Source organism: Streptomyces collinus Tu 365, from assembly GCF_000444875.1.
GTDB lineage: Bacteria > Actinomycetota > Actinomycetes > Streptomycetales > Streptomycetaceae > Streptomyces > Streptomyces collinus_A.
In genome coordinates this window covers 3985815-4005184 of the sequence record NC_021985.1, presented here as the reverse complement: position 1 = coordinate 4005184, position 19370 = coordinate 3985815, and the positions used below count along the sequence as shown (strand labels likewise).

The 19370-nt window shown below is 70.7% G+C and carries 16 protein-coding genes; 8 read left to right on the top strand and 8 right to left on the bottom strand.

What is annotated here, in order from left to right:
- Positions 1–154: 154 nt before the first annotated feature.
- Positions 155–937 carry a hypothetical protein gene (locus B446_RS17315; RefSeq protein ID WP_020940747.1) on the top strand — a complete coding sequence of 261 codons (783 nt, stop codon included), beginning with the start codon at positions 155–157 and terminating at the stop codon, positions 935–937.
- Positions 938–1011: 74 nt separating this feature from the next.
- Here the strand turns inward: B446_RS17315 and B446_RS17310 are convergent, their stop codons facing one another.
- Both B446_RS17310 and B446_RS17305 read right to left on the bottom strand, forming a co-directional pair.
- On the bottom strand, positions 1012–1371 hold the full coding sequence (locus B446_RS17310) for a DUF6086 family protein (protein WP_020940746.1): 360 nt from the start codon (positions 1369–1371) through the stop codon (positions 1012–1014).
- Positions 1368–4928 carry an ALF repeat-containing protein gene (locus B446_RS17305; protein WP_020940745.1) on the bottom strand — a complete coding sequence of 1187 codons (3561 nt, stop codon included), beginning with the start codon at positions 4926–4928 and terminating at the stop codon, positions 1368–1370. Before B446_RS17305 ends, B446_RS17310 begins: the two co-directional genes overlap by 4 nt.
- A 567-nt stretch (positions 4929–5495) precedes the next feature.
- Between B446_RS17305 and B446_RS40270 the strand changes: the two genes are divergently transcribed.
- Together B446_RS40270 and B446_RS17295 are read left to right on the top strand one after the other, a co-directional pair.
- A complete protein-coding gene (locus tag B446_RS40270; RefSeq protein ID WP_020940744.1) occupies positions 5496–5975 on the top strand; it encodes a hypothetical protein in 480 nt (159 codons plus the stop codon).
- An 88-nt stretch (positions 5976–6063) separates the two neighbouring features.
- On the top strand, positions 6064–7635 hold the full coding sequence (locus tag B446_RS17295; RefSeq protein ID WP_234967506.1) for an FG-GAP-like repeat-containing protein: 1572 nt from the start codon (positions 6064–6066) through the stop codon (positions 7633–7635).
- A gap of 4 nt (positions 7636–7639) precedes the next feature.
- Here the strand turns inward: B446_RS17295 and B446_RS17290 are convergent, their stop codons facing one another.
- Positions 7640–10036 carry a cation-translocating P-type ATPase gene (locus B446_RS17290; RefSeq protein ID WP_020940742.1) on the bottom strand — a complete coding sequence of 799 codons (2397 nt, stop codon included), beginning with the start codon at positions 10034–10036 and terminating at the stop codon, positions 7640–7642.
- 125 nt (positions 10037–10161) lie between these two features.
- Positions 10162–10428, bottom strand: a complete 267-nt coding sequence (locus tag B446_RS17285; protein ID WP_078614734.1) for a DUF2530 domain-containing protein — start codon at positions 10426–10428, stop codon at positions 10162–10164.
- A gap of 150 nt (positions 10429–10578) precedes the next feature.
- On the opposite strand from B446_RS17285, the gene B446_RS17280 reads away from it, so the two are divergent.
- Entirely contained in the window at positions 10579–12030 is a 1452-nt protein-coding gene (locus tag B446_RS17280; protein WP_020940740.1) for an NCS2 family permease, read from the top strand.
- Positions 12031–12040: 10 nt separating this feature from the next.
- On the opposite strand, the gene B446_RS17275 is transcribed toward B446_RS17280, so the two are convergent.
- Positions 12041–12223, bottom strand: coding sequence for a ribbon-helix-helix protein, CopG family (locus B446_RS17275; protein ID WP_043478484.1), 183 nt, complete (start codon positions 12221–12223; stop codon positions 12041–12043).
- Between the two features lie 154 nt (positions 12224–12377).
- On the opposite strand from B446_RS17275, the gene B446_RS17270 reads away from it, so the two are divergent.
- From B446_RS17270 to thpR, 3 genes are all read left to right on the top strand, one after another.
- Complete coding sequence (locus B446_RS17270; RefSeq protein WP_020940738.1) at positions 12378–12815, top strand: MarR family winged helix-turn-helix transcriptional regulator; 438 nt, start codon at positions 12378–12380, stop codon at positions 12813–12815.
- Positions 12816–12910: 95 nt separating this feature from the next.
- Positions 12911–14182 carry an MFS transporter gene (locus B446_RS17265; RefSeq protein ID WP_020940737.1) on the top strand — a complete coding sequence of 424 codons (1272 nt, stop codon included), beginning with the start codon at positions 12911–12913 and terminating at the stop codon, positions 14180–14182.
- 919 nt (positions 14183–15101) lie between these two features.
- Complete coding sequence (gene thpR, locus B446_RS17260; protein ID WP_020940736.1) at positions 15102–15674, top strand: RNA 2',3'-cyclic phosphodiesterase; 573 nt, start codon at positions 15102–15104, stop codon at positions 15672–15674.
- A 154-nt stretch (positions 15675–15828) separates the two neighbouring features.
- Here thpR and B446_RS17255 read toward each other — a convergent pair whose 3' ends face one another.
- From B446_RS17255 to B446_RS17245, 3 genes are all read right to left on the bottom strand, one after another.
- Positions 15829–16821 carry an aldo/keto reductase gene (locus B446_RS17255; RefSeq protein WP_020940735.1) on the bottom strand — a complete coding sequence of 331 codons (993 nt, stop codon included), beginning with the start codon at positions 16819–16821 and terminating at the stop codon, positions 15829–15831.
- Between the two features lie 48 nt (positions 16822–16869).
- Positions 16870–17430, bottom strand: coding sequence for a Uma2 family endonuclease (locus B446_RS17250; RefSeq protein ID WP_020940734.1), 561 nt, complete (start codon positions 17428–17430; stop codon positions 16870–16872).
- 74 nt (positions 17431–17504) lie between these two features.
- Positions 17505–18188 (bottom strand): GDSL-type esterase/lipase family protein, encoded by a 684-nt coding sequence (locus tag B446_RS17245; protein WP_020940733.1) that lies wholly within the window; start codon positions 18186–18188, stop codon positions 17505–17507.
- Between the two features lie 113 nt (positions 18189–18301).
- Between B446_RS17245 and B446_RS17240 the strand changes: the two genes are divergently transcribed.
- Positions 18302–19282, top strand: coding sequence for a hypothetical protein (locus tag B446_RS17240; RefSeq protein WP_020940732.1), 981 nt, complete (start codon positions 18302–18304; stop codon positions 19280–19282).
- The last annotated feature ends 88 nt before the right edge of the window (positions 19283–19370 follow it).

Genomic DNA, 19370 nt, shown 5'->3' with positions numbered 1-19370 from the left:
GAACGTTTCCTCCCACTTGTGCCACGAGCAGGCAATCGGCGGACAAAGAATGGCCGGGAACGGCTCACGCCGTACAACCGGAGCCAGGTCTCGCGGATCTGATCACGTGAGTCGACCGACTCCTTGATCATCTCGCCCTCCAGGGGAACCGCACATGCGCATACGTGCCACCGTGGCCGCCGTCTCCGGCGCCCTCGCCCTGTCCGCCCTCGCCGTCCCGGCCGCGCACGCGGCCACCGCGGGACCGAACGTCACCTTCTCCGCGATGAAGGTGAACGGCGGCAAGGCCCTCTCCCTCGGCGCGACCACCACGGCCAAGGTCAAGGCGACCTACACCGTGACGCACCCCTCCACCGTCTCCCTCGCAGGAGTCGACACCGGCCCGGTGCTCTACCGCGGCACCTCGGCGAAGGACGCCGACACGCAGGTCATCAGCGACGACCCGGGCACCTGCACCACGGTGAACTCCACCACCGCGAACTGCACGGCGACGATCACCCTCCCCGCGTCCGAGCTGTACAACTCGGACGCCGGCACCTGGAAGACGGGCGGGCTCGCCGTCGACAAGAAGACCCAGGCGCCGACCTGGCAGAACGACCTCGGCACCCTCCCGGTCCGCCGCCTCGCCAAGCTCACCGCGGACGCGGCCCCCGAGCCGGTCAAGAAGGGCAGGACCCTCACCGTCACCGGCACCCTGACCCGGGCCAACTGGGAGACCGGAAAGTACGCCGGCTTCGGCGGCCAGTCGGTCAAGCTCCAGTTCCGCAAGGCGGGCACCACCACCTACACGACGCTGAAGACCGTCACGTCGTCCTCCACCGGCGCCCTGAAGACCACGGTGACGGCCGGCTCCGACGGCTACTACCGCTACAGCTTCGCGGGCACCTCCACGACGTCCTCCGTGAGCGCCACCGGCGACTACGTCGACGTGCAGTAGTCCGGTCCCACCGGACATGGAACCGGGGGCCGTCCGATCGGACGGCCCCCGGTCACGAGGTGACGGACGCGCTCCTAGCGCGCCATGGACCGCGCGTACGCCGCCTTCGCCTCATCGAGGGCCGCCGCGTCCCGCGGCGACACGGCGACCTGCCCGCCCACCCGGTCCAGGAGGACGAGCGAGGTGACGAGCACGCTGTGCCCCAGCTCCCGCAGCATCTCGTTGCGAGTGGACGCGTACAGGTCGTACAGCCGGCCGGTGAAGACCCGGAACACCTCGCGGTCCACCGCACACGAGCCCTGCGGTGTGTGCGTCAGCCCGGACGGCACGTCGAGGACCCCGGCCGCTCCCTCGGCGAGGGCGTGGTACAGCCGACCGCTGCGATATCCCGCGTCCCAGAGTGTCTCGTCGCCGTGTTCGAAGGGGTAGCTCAATCTGCGATCTCCAGCCTGAGGTCGAGGTCCGGGTACTTCTCCCTGAGCTGCTTGAAGCGTTCTTCCAGCGCCGTTCGGAAGCGGGGGTCCATGCCCGGCGTCGTGAAGCGGAATCCGATGGGTGCGTTCTCGTAGCCGGGGAGCAACTTACGGCACCTCAGGTAGGCGGCGAGCTTCTTGTCGACCTTGTCGTCGAGCCACTTGCCGTCAGCGTAGATCGCTGACTTCTCCTCCCACATCACACCGTTCTCGAAGAGGTCGATGTCGGTGATCCTGTTCCCGTTGACGGGGTCGTAGACATCGTGGTCCCTCAGGCCTTCGAGGCACTTGACGGGGTTGTTCCCGGAGGAGGCGGCCCGTGCCGCGGGCCGGAACGAGGCGAAGGAGGCCTTGGAGACCAACTTGCAGCCACGCTTCAGCAGCTTCAGCTCCTCGTAGACCCGCTCCATCCACTTGAACTTGCTCCTGAGCAGGGCGTCCACGGCGAGACCGCTGCAGGAGTCGAAGTCCTTCCTCGCCATGCACTCCTCGTACTTACCGAGGCCCAGCAGCTCCTTCTCGACGTTCCAGAGCATGTCCGCGGCGTCGCTGAACTCCTTGGAGTGCGCCAGGATGTCGCAGTAGGTCTCCTGGTGCTGGCACCAGCGCGCGAAGCCCTGCGGGTCGCAGGGGATGAAACCCTGCTGGCAGCGGTACATCTCCCGGGCGCGAGCCCCCGGGTCGTTCTTCGCCTTCTCCTTCGCCTCGACGGCGGCCTTGCGCCGCGCTTCCGCCTCCTCCCGGTACTTCTTCAGCGAGACCTTGAACGCGTCGGCAGCCGCCTTGAGGGCGGCGTCCGCGTCCTTGTTGGCCGCGACCGCCGACTTCCACGCCTCGTCGGCGTAGTACGAGGCGTTCGATGCTGCCGTCTGGGCGGTCTCCGATGACAGCGTGGCGTCCGCCGCCGACCTCGCCGCGTCGGCCGCGTCGGCATCGGCGCGGCGTGCCGCGTCACGGGCCGTCCTGGCCGATGACGCCGCCTGGTCCGCCGACGCCTCCGCCTCCTTGGCGTACCGGTCGGCTTTCTTGGCGTAGTTGTTCGCGTCGGTCGCCGCCTCGCCTGCCTTCTTCTCCCACTCCTTCGCCGCGTCCGACGCGTTACGGGCGTGCGCGGCCACCTGCTGGGCCGTGGCCGCGTTCTTCCGTGCGGTGGCGGCCACCTTTCCCGCGTCCGCGATCATCTTCTGCACTTCGGCCACATGGGTGGCCGACAGCTGGTCCTTGCGCAGCGCCTGATACTGGCCGGCGACGACGAAGGCGTGCAGGGTCTGCGGCGAGCCCTCCAGAGCGATCCGCGCGGCGGACTTCACCTCCGGGCTGCCGCTGTCGATCAGTTGAGCCGCCCGGACCCGTTCGTCCTGCGTCCGCGCGGTGTTCTGCGTGGTGATGAGGAACTCGCTGTACTTCTTCGGGTCACCCGTGGCGAGGGCCTTGCGGCCGGTGTCGGTGAGCACGGGACCGGCCCCGTCGAGCACCTGGGCGATGGCGACGCGCATGCTTTCGCTGCCCACCCGGTACTGACCGTCGTTCACGAACTCGCTGACAGAAGCGTCGTCACCGGCGAGAGCGGCCTCGGCCGCGTCCCGTACCGTCTTGTCCTCACTCTCCTCGGCGAGGCGCTCCACGTAGGACCGCTGGTCCTGCTGCTCGGCGGTTCTCCATCCGTTCCGCAGGTAGTCGACGACGACCTCGTCGGTCCCGGCCAGGGCCGCTTCGGCAGCGGCGCGTCCCCAAGGCGTGCCGCCTTCCTTCATCACGCGTACGGCCAGGGCCCGGCCCTGCTTGGCGACGGCGGAGAGGTCGGCGTCGGGCTTGGCCGCCACGGTCACCAGCCGATCCCGTTCGTCCTGCCGGTCCTTCGTGGCCTTCTCCAGTGTGGCCTGTGCGGTCGTACGAGCGTCGTCCTGCGCCTTGGCGTCCCGGGCGCGTTCGATGCCGGCGTTGGTGCGGCCCTGCAGTTCCTCGGCCTCCACCTGACGGGCGAGGGTGTAGATCTCCTGAGCCTTGGTCACGGCGGCCGTGGCCGCGTTCGCGGCCTCGGTCGCGGCGTTGGCGTGTTCCGTGGACCGGGTCGCGGCCTTCGCCGACTCGCCGGCGTGATCGGCCGATTCCCGGGCTGCCTTGGCGGCGTTCCGTGCGTGCGTGGCCGCTGACTTCGCGGCGTCACGGGCTTCCCGGGCCGCCTTGCCCGCCTTGCGCGCGAGCGACTCGGCGGCGTCGGCGGCACGGTTGGCCTCCGCGGCGTGTCGCCGTGCGGCCGCGGCGGCGGCGCGCGCCTCGGCCGCTTCGGCACTCGACTGGCCCGCGTAGTTGCCGGCTTCGGTCGCCGCGTCGGCGGCGGCATTGGCGTTGGCTCCCGCGCTGGCCGCGGAGTGGGCCGCGTCACCGGCCGCGTCGGCGGCCTTGGCGGCCTGATCGGCGGCGTCGGCGGCCAGATCGGCTCCCTTGGCGGCCTTGTCGGCGTCCTCGGCCGCCTTGCGCGCGGCGTCCGCCTTCTTCGCGTCCACCGCGGCGTCGGCGGCGGAGCTGCGGGCGCGGGAAGCGGCCTGTGCGGCACCCGCCGCCGCTGCGGCGGCCTGTGCGGCCGCGTTGGCCGCGACACGTGCCGAGTTGTTCGCCGCGTTGGCGGCGTCGATCGCCCGCTGCGCGGAAGCCGCGGCCTGGGCCGCCGCCGTGGCGGCCCGCTTGGCGGCACGCCCGGCCCGATCGGTGTCGTTCTTGGCGGCCTTCGCCTCGGCCTGGGCCTCCAGCGCGGCGTCCTTGGCGAGGTCGGCGGCCTTGACCGCCTTGGCGGACTCCGTCTTGGCGGCCGCGGTCTCCTTGGCGGCCTGTCGCCCCGCCTCCTTCGCCTGCTCGGCGAGTTCCGCGACCGAGGCGTGTTCCTGGTCCTTGTCCCGGGCGACGAACTGGCCGACCTCCAGGAACTCGTGGATGTCGGCGGCGGTTCCATCCAGGGCGATCCGGCCGGCGGCCCGTACGTTGGTGCCGCCCACGCTGATGATCTGGACGAGCTGGACCCGCTCGTCCTCTTCCTGCTGGGTGTACTGGCCCTGGGCGAGGAACGTCCGTACGTCTTCGGCGGTACCGGCCAGCGCGGCCCGGCCGGCGCTCTGCACGTTGGGGCCGGCGGTGTCGATGATCTGGGCGGCCCGGACGCGGTTGTCCTGCTCCATCGGGTCTTCCCAGCCGTCGTCCAGGAAGTCGTGCAGTTGCTCCGGGGTTCCGGCGAGCGCCTGGCGGGCGGCGGTCAGCAGTTCCGGGCCTCCGACGGAGGCGAGCTGGGCTGCGGAGACCCGCTCGTCCTGGAAGGAGAGGTCGTCCACCGTGGCCAGGAACGCCTGAACGTCGGCGTCGCTGCCCGTGAGGGCGGCCTCCGCGGCAGCCTTGACGCCCGGTCCGCCTTCCTCCCAGTAGTCGACGATCCGGCCCCGTTGTTCGGCCGTGGTCTCGGACTGCGCGGCCGTCCGGAAGCTCGTCCCGGACGGCTGGGCGCCTGCCGCGGGTGCCGCACCCAGCAAGCCGGCGGTGAGAGCGAGAGGCAGTAGCCCCAGTGCTGTACGGCGTATCAGGCGCGCCGTTCTTCCAGCGTAATCGAGCTGGTCAGTTCTTCGATTCACTGAACACCTGTCTTGGTCATCGACGACACCCCCGATTGCGAGTCGCCGAATAATGGAGAAGGCAGCGTAACGCCTGTGTTCTTTGCGATCGAATCCGGTTTCCGGCCGTGAAATCAGCCACACCGACCCTCCGGATGAGTCGCCCGGTTTGACTCCCTATGTGATCAACTGGGCTACGTAGTAAGGCTGTTGGGCGGGTCAGATGTGAAAAAACGGCGTTGACGCATGGGAAGTCTTTGACTATTCTGTGTCCCGCCTTTACCACTGCCTGACCAGCGGTGTCTCTTGTTCAAGGCTTTTAATTGCCGCATCTTCCTCTCTGTGAAGCATCGGCCTCGGGGGCCTTTCATGGATTACGGGGGTTGATTCCTGGCGTCTCCGTCAGCCTCGCTACGAGGTCCTCGCCACTTTGAGAAATCCTTTTTTGGAAGGTATCCCTCTGTGTTTTCTCCTGCCCGAAAACTCATCGTGTCCGCAGCCGTGGCCGGCCTCGCCACGCTGGCCGGTGTGTCCGTCGCCGCCGCCGACGACCCGCCGACCACCCCGCCCGCCTCGGCCCCGCCCGTCGCCGTCGAGGACTACGGGTATCCCCAGGCCGACCGCATCCTGACGGAGAAGGGGATCAAGCTGAAGAAGGGCGACGGCCACATCCTCCTCGTCGACTGCGACCAGACGGCGCAGCAGATCCGAGTGCAGACCGTCAAGGACGACTCCGTCGGCCGCCAGGGCACCTACTGCTTCGAGGCGCTGGCCAAGACCGGCCGGCTCACGCTCGAACTCCCCAGGGTCTTCGCGGTGGAGGCCGCCGACCACCCGGTCAGCGCGGACCTGACGGCCAACGGCGAGACCACGACCGTCAACGTGCCCCAGGGCGGCTTCGAATCGGTCGGGGAAGGCACCGTCGGCGGGGCCAGGTCGGTGCTCGTCGAACTGCGCGTCACCGGCTGACCCGCCACCACCGCCCCTGTCCGTGCGCGAGGCGTGCACGGATCCGACATCTGCCTTCGCAGAACAGACCTTGTGATTCGAGGAAGACGTGACACAGCCCCCTACGCGCGGGAAGCGCACGGTGTGGGTGACCGGGGTCCTGACGGCGGGCCTCACCACCGGACTGCTGCTGGCACCCCCGGCCCGGTCCGTCGTCGGCGACCAGGTCGCCGACAGCGCCGACCAGTACACGCTCAAGGTGCACATCAACGTCGGCCGTGACGACGAACGCGCCTGCTCCGGCACCCTCGTCGACGCCCAGTGGGTGCTCACCGCCGCCAGTTGCCTGGCCGCCGACCCCCAGCAGGGCACCCGGATCCCCGCGGGGGCACCGGCGCACACCACGGTCGTGACCGCCGACGGCAACGGGCCCGACGCGGCCGAGACCGCCAAGCAGAAGGTCCTGGAACTCGTCCCGCACCCGGATCGCGACCTGGTCATGGCGCGGATCGGCAACCCCGCCACCATCGACAACCCGCTGGACGGGCCGTTCCCCGGCATCACGGCGGCCCCGGTGGGCACCACCGCTCCGGTCACGGGGGACCGGCTCAGAGCCGTCGGGTACGGGCGCACCAGGAACGAGTGGGTCCCCGGGCGGGCGCACACCGCGTCCTTCGGCGTGGACGCCGTGGACGCGTCGACCCTCACCGTCTCACCCGGCTCCGACTCCGGCGCCCTGTGCCCGGGAGACGCCGGCGGCCCGGTGCTCGACGGCCGGGGCAGACTGGTGGCGGTCGTCGCCCGCTCCTGGAGCGGTGGCTGCTTCGGTTCCACGGAGACCCGCACGGGGGCCGTCGCGACCCGGGTCGACGACATCGCCGGGTGGGTCCAGCAGGTGCGCCTGAAGTCCCGTAAGGACCATGTCGGCGACGCCGTCACGGCGGCCGACTTCAACCACGACGGGCGCACGGACATCGCGGCCGTCCTGGTCAACGGCACGGCGCACGTCTTCCTGGGCCGCGCCGACGGCACGCTGGAGTACGGCAGTCACCTCGACTCCCTGGGCCGCGCCGGCGTGAAGGAGATGGTCGCGGGCGACTTCCAGGCGGCGACGGGGCTCGAAGCGATCACCGTCGAGGACGGCGGGGATCTCTACCTGGCCTCGAAGCACTCCCTGATCCCGACCGTCTGGACGCGGGCCAAGCTGTGGAACGACACCGCCTGGAAGGACGGCCTGCCCGTCGCCACCCTGCACAGCACGACCCCGGGACGCGACACCCCGCTGTTCCAGTGGCCCGACGGTTCCCTCTACACGTACAAGAGGGACGGCGACGGGAACCTGGTGAACCAGAAGAAGTCCATGTGGCCGGACAAGACCTGGAAGAAGAAGCAGATCGCCACGGGTGACTTCACCGGGGACGGACGGGACGACGTCGCCGCCGTCGCCGCGGACGGCTCCCTGAGCCTCTACCCGGCCAAGGCCGACGGCACCTTCGACAAGGGCCGTTCCATGTGGCCCGACAAGACCTGGGGCGGCATGCGCCGCGTGCTCGGCGGTGACTTCGACGGGGACGGCAAGGCCGACCTCGCCGCCCTGACCTCCAGCGGCGACCTGCGCCTCTACGCCGGCGACGGCAAGGGGGGCCTCGCGGCCGGCCGGACCATGTGGCCCTCGGTCTGACCGGTCACGCCGGGAAGCGGCGGTCCACCCATGTCCAGGCGAGTTCCAGGGTGGCCGCCGCCACCACCGAGATGCCCACCGCCGTCCACGGCATCGCCAGGCCGACCAGTCTCAGGGCGAAGAAGGTCTGCAGGGCCGGGACCGCGAGGACGAGGAGGAAGGCGAGGCCCATCGACGCCACCAGGGCGACGCGCCACCACGTGTAGGGGCGGGCGATGATGGCCAGGACCCACATCGAGACCAGGAACAGGGTCAGGGTCGCCGCGCTGGTCTCCGCCTCCAGGGAGTCCGGGCCGGTGTAGTGGTGGCGGGCGATCAGGTACGTCGCGAAGGTCGCCACGCCGGTCACCACCCCGCCCGGGATCGAGTAGCGCATGACCCTGCGGACGAAGTGGGGCCTGGCCCGTTCCCCGTTGGGGGCGAGGGCGAGGAAGAAGGCCGGGACGCCGATCGTGAGGGTCGAGAGCAGGGTCAGGTGCCGGGGCAGGAAGGGGTACTCCACCTGCCAGCACACCACCAGCACGGCGAGCAGCACCGAGTACACCGTCTTGACCAGGAACAGCGTGGCCACGCGGGTGATGTTGCCGATGACCCGGCGCCCCTCGGCCACCACCGAGGGCAGGGTGGCGAAGCTGTTGTCCAGCAGGACGATCTGCGCGACCGCCCGGGTGGCCTCCGAACCGGAGCCCATGGAGACGCCGATGTCCGCGTCCTTGAGCGCGAGGACGTCGTTCACGCCGTCGCCGGTCATCGCGACGGTGTGCCCCTTCGACTGCAGCGCGCCCACCATGTCCCGCTTCTGCTGCGGGGTGACCCGGCCGAAGACGGTCCCCTCGTCCAGCGCGTCCGCCATCGCCTTGCGCTCGGCGGGCAGCCGGCGCGCGTCCACCGCCGTGCCGGACAGGCCCAGCTTGGCCGCGACCGCCCCGACGGACACCGCGTTGTCGCCGGAGATGACCTTCGCGCGGACGTCCTGCTGGGCGAAGTAGCCGAGGGTGCCGGCGGCGTCGGGCCGCAGCCGCTGTTCGAGGACGACGAGGGCGGTGGGACGGGCGCCCCTGGCCGGCTCGGGGTCGTCCAGGTCCCGGGTGGCGCGGCTGAGGAGCAGTACCCGCAGCCCCTGCTCGTTGAGCCGCTCGGTCTCGGCCAGGGCCGGGTCGCCGTCGGCGAGCAGCACGTCGGGGGCGCCCAGCAGCCAGGTGCTGGCCTCGCCGTCGCCCTCGCTGAAGGTGGCGCCGCTGTACTTGCGGGCGGAGGAGAAGGGGAGCGACTCGACGCAGCGCCACTCCTCGCTGTCGGGGTAGGCGTCGATGATCGCCTGGAGGGAGGCGTTGGGCCGCGGGTCGGACTCGCCGAGGGCGCCCAGCACCCTGCGCACGTACGTCTCGTCGGCGCCGCCCAGCGGCTGGAGGCCGGTGACGTCCATGCCGCCCTCGGTCAGGGTTCCGGTCTTGTCCAGGCAGACGGTGTCGACCCGGGCCAGCCCCTCGATGGCGGGCAGTTCCTGCACCAGGCACTGCTTGCGGCCCAGCCGGATGACGCCGATGGCGAAGGCCACGGAGGTCAGCAGCACCAGGCCCTCGGGCACCATCGGGATGATCCCGCCGACCGTGCGGGCCACCGCGTCCTTCAGCCCGTCGCTCTTGACCACCAGCTGGGTGACGACCAGGCCGATCGCGGCCGGCACCATCATCCAGGTCACGTACTTGAGGATCGTGGAGATGCCGGTGCGCAGCTCGGAGTGGACGAGGGTGAAGCGGGAGGCCTCCTCGGCGAGCTGGGCGGCGTAGGCCTCACGGCCCACCTTGGTGGCCCGGAACGCGCCCCCGCCCGCGACCACGAAGCTGCCGGACATGACCGGGTCGCCAAAGCGCTTGACCACCGGGTCGGCCTCGCCGGTGAGCAGCGACTCGTCGATCTCCAGACCGTCGGCCTCCGCGCACACGCCGTCCACGACGACCTTGTCGCCGGGGCCTATCTCCACCAGGTCGTCCAGGACGATCCCGCTGGTGGGGACCTCCACGGCGGTGCCGTCGCGGCGGACGGTCGGCCGGGACTCGCCGATCACCGCGAGCGAGTCCAGGGTCTGCTTCGCGCGCCACTCCTGGACGATGCCGATGCCGGTGTTGGCGAGGATCACGAAGCCGAACAGGCTGTCCTGGATCGGCGCGACGAACAGCATGACCAGCCACAGCACACCGATGATCGCGTTGAACCGGGTGAAGACGTTCGCGCGGACGATCTCGCCCATCGAGCGGCTGCTGCGCACCGGCACGTCGTTGACCTGCCCGCGCGCGACGCGCTCCGCGACCTCGGCGCCGGTCAGCCCGCCCGAGCGGCTCTCGGGCAGGGCCACCGGGTGCACGGGGTCGAGTTCGGCGCCCGCGTCGATGTGCGTCATGCATTCGACGGTACGTGCGCTTTTGTCGGTTCACCTGCCGAGTGGGGTGAATTTCCGACCAGGGGATGACCGGTGGTCCTGCCCAGGTCGTACGGCCGGCCGGTGCGGCCGTCCGCCGTACGGGGCTATTCGACGGACGCCGACTCCAGCGCGGCCGACCGCTTGAGCGCCGCGTCCCGCCTGCGGACGTACCAGACACCGATCAGGCCGAGCCCGCCGCCGGCCAGGCAGGTCCACACCCACCAGGCGTGCCCGTGGTCCGCGAACCAGCCGTAGAAGGGGAGCTGGACCAGGAAGAGGACGAACCACACGATCGTGCCGCCGGTGATGGTGGCGACCACGGGGCCCTCCAGGGGCTCCGGCGCCTCGTGCTTGGGGGTCCACTTAGCCATGGGCACAGCTTAAGCGCCTGGCGGGTCTACGCGCGGAGATAGCGATCTCCGACTCATACCTTCATACTGAAACCGTTTGCCTTTGACCACTTCTGCTCGTATGAAACTCCAATGGGGCTCGGGGGAACCCCGTCGGTGATGAGGTCCCGCATGTCCACCTCGGCGCCTGCCAAGGTCCCCACCCCCGAGATGCCGGGCGGCTCGCCCGCGTACGGCGCTCTCGACCGCTACTTCAAGATCTCGGAACGCGGCAGCACTCTGGGCCGTGAGATCCGTGGCGGTTTCGCCACCTTCTTCGCGATGGCGTACATCATCGTGCTGAATCCGATCATCCTCGGCAGCGCGAAGGACATGTACGGACACCACCTGAACAACGGCCAGCTGGTCACCGCGACCGTCCTGACGGCCGCCTTCACCACGCTGCTCATGGGGGTCATCGGCAACGTGCCGATCGCGCTCGCCGCCGGTCTCGGCGTGAACTCGGTCGTCGCGCTCCAGCTCGCCCCCCGCATGTCCTGGCCGGACGCCATGGGCATGGTCGTCCTGGCCGGCTTCGTGGTCATGCTGCTGGTCGCCACGGGTCTGCGCGAGCGCGTGATGAACGCCGTCCCGTTCGGCCTGCGCAAGGCGATCTCGATCGGTATCGGCCTGTTCATCATGCTGATCGGCCTGGTCGACTCCGGCTTCGTCACCCGCATCCCGGACGTCGCCCAGACCACCGTCCCGCTCCAGCTCGGGGTCAACGGTCACCTCACCGGCTGGCCGGTGCTGATCTTCATCCTGGGCACGCTGCTCACCTTCGCCCTGATCGTCCGCAAGGTGCCGGGCGCCATCCTGATCTCCATCGTCGGGATGACCGTCCTCGCGCTGATCATCAACGCCGTCGCCACGGTCCCGAACTGGGGCCTGACGGTCCCGAAGTGGCCGGGCAACCCGCTGGCCACCCCCGACTTCGGCCTGGTCGGCCAGGTCAGCCTCTTCGGCGGCTTCGGCAAGGTCGGCGTGCTGACCGGCGTCCTCTTCGTCTTCACGGTCCTGCTGTCGTGCTTCTTCGACGCCATGGGCACGATCATGGGCATCAGCGACGAGGCCAAGCTGACCGACGCCCAGGGCTACATGCCCGGCATCAACAAGGTCCTCTTCGTCGACGGCCTCGCCGTCGCGGCGGGCGGCGCCAGCTCCTCCTCGGCCACCACCGCGTTCGTGGAGTCCACGGCCGGTGTCGGCGAGGGCGCGCGCACGGGCTTCGCGAACATCGTCACGGGCGGCCTGTTCGCCGTGGCCCTCTTCCTCACGCCGATCGCCACGATGGTCCCCTCGCAGGCGGCCACCCCGGCGCTGATCACGGTGGGCTTCCTGATCCTGTCGAACTCCGTCAAGGAGATCGACTGGGCGGACTACACCATCGCGATCCCGGCCTTCGTGACCATGCTCATGATGCCGTTCACCTACTCGATCACCAACGGCATCGGCATGGGCTTCATCACCTTCGTCGTGCTGCGCCTGGCGGCCGGCCGGCCCCGGGACATCCCGGTCCCGATGTACGTCGTCTCGGCGGTGTTCGCCTTCTACTACCTGATGCCGGCCCTCGGCCTGACCTGAGACGGGGGCGTCACGTGACGCCGTAGAACCTCTCCGTCTCCTCGACGGCGGTCTGGAACCGTTCGTCGAAGTCGTCCCGAATGAGCGTGCGGACCACATAGTCCTGCACGCTCATTCCCCTTTTGGCCGCGTGGTGCCGGAGCCTCTCGAGCAGCTCCCCGTCCATCCGCAGGCTGAGCACAGTGGTCCCCATGGGTACGAGGGTCGCCACATCGGGTCGTCCCATGCGTCGCTTTCCGGAACCGTGTCACTCGTTCGGGTGATCGAGGGGTTCCGTGGCGGGCGTCACGGGCAACTGGGCGTGTCGGGTTGGTCTTTAGTCAGAGTAATGAGTTACGCTAAGGAACATGCCGGACCTCACCCATGGCGACGATGCTGCCGCCGTGAACTCCCTCCGCTCCGCCGTGATGCGGCTGTCCCGTCGGCTCAAGCACCAGCGGGTCGACGAGTCCCTCAGCCCCACCGAGATGTCGGTGCTGGGCACGCTGTCCAACTGCGGCAGTGCCACGCCGGGCGAGCTCGCCCGCAAGGAACACGTCCAGCCGCCGTCAATGACCCGCATCGTCGCGCTGCTCGAGGGCAAGGGTCTGGTCCGTCTGGAGCCGCACCCCGACGACCGTCGCCAGAAGGTCGTCACCAGGACCGAACAGGCCGAGGCGATGCTCGAGGAGAGCCGCCGCAAGCGCAACGCGTTCCTGGCCGGCCTGGTCGACGGCCTCGACGAGGACGAGTGGGCCAAGCTGCGCGCAGCGGCCCCCGTGCTGGAGAAGCTCGCCCACCTGTAACCAGCCCCCGAAGGAGGCGAACCCTTTTGAGTTCGGGATCCGGAACACCTTCCGCCCCCGCACCGACGTCCACCCACGTATCCCGCAAGTCCTCGATGTTCAGCTCGCTGAGGATCCGCAACTACCGCCTCTTCTTCGTCGGGCAGGTCGTCTCCAACACCGGCACCTGGATGCAGCGCATCGCCCAGGACTGGCTGGTGCTCAGCCTCACCGGATCCTCCGCGGCCGTGGGCATCACGACGGCCCTCCAGTTCCTGCCGATGCTGCTGTTCGGCCTGTACGGCGGCGTCCTCGTGGACCGGCTGCCCAAGCGCCCCACGCTGCTGGTGACCCAGTCGGCCATGGCGCTCACGGGACTCGCGCTCGCCTTCCTGACCCTCTCCGGGCATGTGCAGGTGTGGCACGTCTACGTCGCGGCCTTCGCCGTCGGTCTCGCCACCGTGGTCGACAACCCGGCCCGGCAGTCCTTCGTCTCCGAGATGGTCGGCCCGGACCAGCTGCAGAACGCGGTCAGCCTGAACTCCGCGAACTTCCAGTCCGCCCGTCTGGTCGGTCCCGCCGTCGCGGGCGTCATGATCACCGGCGTGGGCACCGGCTGGGCGTTCCTCTTCAACGGACTGTCCTTCGTCGCCCCGCTGGCCGGCCTGCTCCTGATGCGCGGCCGTGAGCTGCACGTGGTCCAGCGCGCACCGCGCGGCAAGGGCCAGCTGCGGGAGGGGCTGCGGTACGTGGCGGGCCGCCCGGAGCTGATCTGGCCGATCGTCCTGGTCGGCTTCATCGGCACCTTCGGCTTCAACTTCCCGGTGTGGCTGTCGGCCTACGCCGACGACGTCTTCCACGCCGGAGCCGGCGCCTACAGCCTCTTCAACACGCTGATGGCCGTCGGCTCGCTCGGCGGCGCCCTGCTGGCGGCCCGCCGCGGCACGGCCCGGCTGCGTCTGCTGATCGCCGCCGCGCTGGCCTTCGGCGCCCTGGAGACCGTGGCCGCGCTGGCGCCGTCGTACTGGCTGTTCGCGCTGCTCATGGTCCCGATCGGGGTGTGCGGGCTCACGGTCAACGTCACCGCGAACACCTCCGTGCAGATGGCCACCGACCCGGCCATGCGCGGCCGGGTGATGGCCCTGTTCATGATGGTGTTCATGGGCGGTACGCCGATCGGCGCGCCCGTCGTCGGCTGGATCACCGACACCTACGGCCCCCGTGTCGGCTTCGCCCTCGGCGGCCTCATCTCGGCCGCGGCGGCCGCCTCGGTCGGCCTGGCCCTCGCCCGGGTCGGCGGTCTGCGCCTCTCGGTGGGCTGGCACCGCGGCCATCCGCAGGTGCGGTTCGTCCCGCGCGAGCGGGAACGGCTGGCCACCGCAGCGTGAGCGCCCGGCCCGCGGGGTTCGCCTGACCCTGCGGGCCGGGCTCGCTGGGTTTCGCTGAGCGGTGCGGGTCGGGCTCGCTGGGTTTCGCCGAGCGGTGAGGGTCGGGCTCGCTGGGTTTCGCTGAGCCCTATGGCTCCGGCCCGCGGGGTCCTGTGGGCCCGGAGCGCCCGGAGCGCCCGGCGCGTGGGGCTCCGCCAGACCCTGCGGGCCGGCACCTGTCCCGGCCGGTCGTCCGCGCCGTGGCGGAAGGACTCGGTGCGGACGAAGCCGTTGTGCTCGTAGCAGGCGACCAGCCCGCCGTCGCCGCCCGTGCAGCGGTCCACCCGGAGCAGGGAGATCCCGGCCCGGCCCGTCTCCGCGGCCGTGTGGGCGAGCAGGGCGGCACCGGTGCCGCGGCCCGGGGCGCGCCGGGCGCGGGCGAGCAGGTGGATGTGCCGCTCGGGTTCGTCCGCCGGCGTCAGACAGGGGGCGGGGCCGTCCGTGAGCGTGAGCGTGGCGGCCGGGCCCCCGTCCGCCTCGGCGATCCCGGGCGAGCCCCCGGTGACGTGCCGCTCGACCAGCGCCACCGCCCGCGGGTCGCCCGACCAGGACCCGCTGCCCCACTGCCGGGTCCGCCCCCGCGCGACCAGCCACGTCACGACGCTGTCGAGCATGCCGAGGACCAGTGGAATGTCGTCGGGGCCGCCCGCTCTGACGCCGGGCTTCCCGGTGGTCTCCATGCCGCCGATGACGCCGGGTCGGGGACGCCGGGGCAACGGTTTCTTCCGCGCTCGCCGGTCGCCCGCGCAGCACGCTCGCACACCGCGTCCGGCGGTGCCGGGGGCCCGCCCGCGCGCCGGGTCCGGTGACCCGGGGACGCCCGCGCACCGCTTCCGGCGGGCGGCTGGCCCCGTGATCCGTTCCCTGCCAGGGTGACGCCATGAGACTCTTCGCCGCCGTGCTGCCCCCCGCGGACGTGACGGACGAGCTGGCGGCCGAGGTGGCCGTGTTGCGCCGGCTGCCGGGTGCCGACGGGCTGCGCTGGACCGGCCGGCCCGGCTGGCACTTCACGCTCGCCTTCTACGGCGAGGTCGACGACGGACTCGTCCCCGACCTGTCGGACCGGCTGGAGCACGCGGCCCGGCGCACCGACCCGTTCCCGCTGGCGGTCGCGGGCGGCGGGCAGTTCGGGCACGGCCGGGCGCTGTGGGCGGGAGCCCGCGGTGACCTGGACGCCCTGCGGCTGCTGGCCGACCGGGCGGAGGCGGCGGCCCGCAGGGCGGGTGTGCCGATGGGCGAGCACCGCCGCTACAAGGCCCACCTGACGGTGGCACGCAGCCGGGACGGGGTGGACGCGCGGCCGTACGTGGAGGGCCTGCGCGACTTCACGAGCCGCACCTGGTCCGTGGCCGATCTGGTGCTGGTGCGCAGCAACCTGCCCACCTCCGGGGTGCCCGGGGAGCAGCCCCGGTACGAGGCGGTCGCCCGCTGGGCACTCGGGCGGACCGGTTAGGCTCGTCGTGTGGACCCGAAATCCCGGAACCGGATCATGGCCGGTGTGCTCGTGCTGATGTTCGTGGTGGTGGCCGTGGCGGCGGCGGTCAGGTAGAGACCCGGCCGGACGCCGGGGAACCGCCTGTCGTCCTGCGGTTCCCCGCCGCCGGGCGCTACCAGGCGAACGCCTCCGGGGACGGCCCCGGGCCCGGGAAGATCTCGTCCAGGCCGGTCAGCAGCTCCTGCGACAGTTCCAGCTCGACGGCCCTGAGGGCGGATGCGAGCTGCTCGGCGGTGCGCGGGCCGACGATCGGGCCGGTCACCCCCGGCCGGGTCAGCAGCCAGGCCAGGGCGGCCTCGCCGGGCTCCAGACCGTGCTTGTCGAGCAGGTCCTCGTAGGACTGGATCTGCGCGCGTGCGGTGGGGTCGGCCAGGGTGTCGGCGGCCCGCCCGGAGGCACGGCGCCCGCCCTGCACCTCCTTCTTGATCACACCGCCGAGCAGACCTCCGTGCAGCGGCGACCAGGGGATGACCCCGAGGCCGTACTCCTGCGCGGCCGGGATGACCTCCATCTCGGCGCGCCGCTCGGCGAGGTTGTACAGGCACTGCTCGCTGACGAGGCCGATGGTGCCGCCCCGGCGGGCGGCGGCCTCGTTGGCCTGGGCGATCTTGTAGCCGGGGAAGTTGGAGGAGCCGACGTAGAGGATCTTCCCCTGCTGGACGAGGACGTCGATCGCCTGCCAGATCTCCTCGAAGGGGGTGTTCCGGTCGACGTGGTGGAACTGGTAGACGTCGATGTAGTCCGTCCGCAGACGCTTGAGGCTGGCGTCGACGGCCCGGCGGATGTTCACCGCGGACAGCTTGTCGTGGTTGGGCCAGGCGCCGCCGTCGGCGGCCATGTTGCCGTACACCTTGGTGGCCAGCACCACCTTGTCGCGGCGCTCGCCGCCCTGGGCGAACCAGTTCCCGATGATGGACTCGGTCCGGCCCTTGTTCTCGCCCCATCCGTAGACGTTGGCGGTGTCGAAGAAGTTGATGCCCGCGTCCAGCGCCGCGTCCATGATCGCGTGGCTGTCGGCCTCGTCGGTCTGCGGGCCGAAGTTCATGGTGCCGAGGACGAGTCGGCTGACCTTGAGTCCGGTGCGTCCTAGCTGCGTGTACTTCATGGTGTCCCAGCCAACGGCTTGGAGTGCGCTCAAGGCAAGGGCGGCCGGTCAGTCCTGGGGGAACTCGTCGGTCTTGAGGGTGAGACCCACGACCGTGCCGGTGAGGTCCAGGTCGTTGCCGAAGGCCACCGTGGTCTCGATCTCGTAGCCGCCTTCCTTGGGTTGGGTGTAGACGTGGCACCGGCGCTGGTAGGGGTCGGCGACGAGGTAGACCGGGACCTCCGCCGCGGCGTAGGCGGCCTTCTTGGGACCGTAGTCGTTGACCGCGGTGCCCTTGGAAATCACTTCGGCGGCGAACTCGACGTCGCTGTGCCGCCATCGGCCGGCCGGCGTCTGCTCGGCGCCCTCGGAGATCACCGTCACGTCCGTGGCGAAGCCGTTGAGGTGGCCCGGGTAGTCGATCCGGACGTCGGACTTCACCTGTTTCCGGGGGTACTTGGTGCGCAACTGCTCGATGATGCACATGATGATTTCCCAGTGGGTGTCCTGCGGGACCGACATGTAGACGGTCCCTTCGACGACCTCGACCTTGTATCCCTCGGGGACGGGCATCCTCTCGAGCCGCTCGAACAGATCGTCGAGCCTGATCGGGTTGACGCTCTCGGCCATCGCGATCCTGTCTCCCTTGTTGCGGCCGCGCTGTTCAACGATACGCACGGTGACCGGGAAGCGCCGGGATCAGGTCAGTCCGTTCCAGCCGCGTACGCCTGTCCGAATCCCCACGCCTCCCACATCGCCCCCGCGAAGGCCCCCGCGATCCGGTGTTCGCCGCTCTCGTTGGGGTGCGTGCCGTCGTACGTGTCCGCGTGGATGTCGTACGACTCCGGCGGCGAGGCCAGCAGGAGCGGGGACCGGGGCTCGTCCAGGTCGGCGACCGCCTTCGCGAGCAGGACGTTGAACCGGTCCACCTGCTCGGCGAAGGGGGCGTCCAGTTCGGCGCGGACGTTCGGGATCACCGGCAGCAGCACCATCCGGGTGCGTGGGGCCGCCGCGCGCGCCTCGGCGACGAAGGCCCGCACGTTCTCGGCCGTCTGCTCCGCGTTGGTGTAGAAGCCCAGGTCGATGAGGCCGAGGGAGACGAGCAGCACGTCCGCCCTGCAGGTGCGCACCGCTTCGCCGATCAGCGGGGCCATGTGCAGCCAGCCCTCGCCCCAGCCGGCCAGGTGGGCCCGTGGGAAGCGCGGTTCGGCGTAGTCGAGGGAGGTCGGGGCGTCGGCCTCTTTGTCGTACAGGGTCTCGCGCGGGCCGACGAAGGTGAAGGGTCCGTCGTACGACGTGCACAGGTGCTGCCACAGTCGGTAACGCCACGTGTGCTCGCCGGCGCTCCCGATCGTCATGGAGTCACCTACGGGCATGAACCTGAGCATCCGCTCATGATGAACGATCACGCGGACCGGTGGGGTGTGAAGCCCGCCACCCTCGGTGCACCGACGCGGGCGCACACCCCGTAAACACCCGGCGTGAATGGCAGGCTTGGGGCATGCGTCGACCGTTCGCCCTGCTCGCCGGGGTCCTCCTCCTGGGCGCCTGCGCGCTGCCCGCCTCCGCCGCCGACGGCGGCACCGGTGACGAAGGGTTCACCATCAAGGACCCGCGGATCACGGAGTCGAGCGGCCTGGCCGCCTCCCATCTGCACCCGGGCATCTACTGGACGCACAACGACAGCGACGACGGGCCGTACATCTACGCGATCGACAGCCGGACGGGCCGCACCGTCGCCACGGTGACCCTGCGCGGTATCGGTGCCCCGCGCGACGTGGAGGCCATCTCCATCGGGCCCGACCACCAGATCTACGTCGGTGACATCGGCGACAACCTCGACGGCAAGTGGCCGTACGTGTGGATCTACCGGCTGCCCGAGCCGAAGGTGCTGAAGGACCAGACCGTGCGGGCCACCCAGTACGTCGTGAAGTACGCGAACGGTGCGCGCAACGCCGAGTCACTGCTCGTGCACCCCCGCACCGGGCGCGTGTACATCATCGACAAGAAGGAGGACGGCGGTCACCTGTACGAGGGACCGGCGCACCTGAGCACCTCGGGCACGAACGTGTTCAAGCCGATCGCCGCCGTGGACCTGTGGGCCACCGACGCGGCCTTCTCGCCGAACGGCGAACAACTCGTGGTGCGGGGCTACTTCGGCGGCATCCAGTACGACTGGAACGGCGGCAGGATCAAGCGGGTGGGGCGGCTCGACGTGCCCCTGCAGGGCCAGGGCGAGTCGGTCTCGTACTCCGCCGACGGGACGAAGCTGATGTACGGCACCGAGGGCGCCGACAGCGAGGTGCTGGCGCAGGACGCGCCGGCCGGGGCGTCGGACAAGGCGACCACCGGCGGCGGCAGTTCGGCCTCCGGCGGCGGCACCGGGGCCGACGGCAACGGCACCCTGAAGATCGGTGCCGTGGTGGTCGTCGTGGGCGCGGCCGCCCTCTTCGGACTGCGGCGGCTGCGGCGCCGGAACTGACACGGCCCGGGGACCGGCGCCGGGTCGGGGCCGAGGGCGCGGAGGGCGTCCGGAGACGCGAAGGGCGCCCGGTGTGGCACCGGGCGCC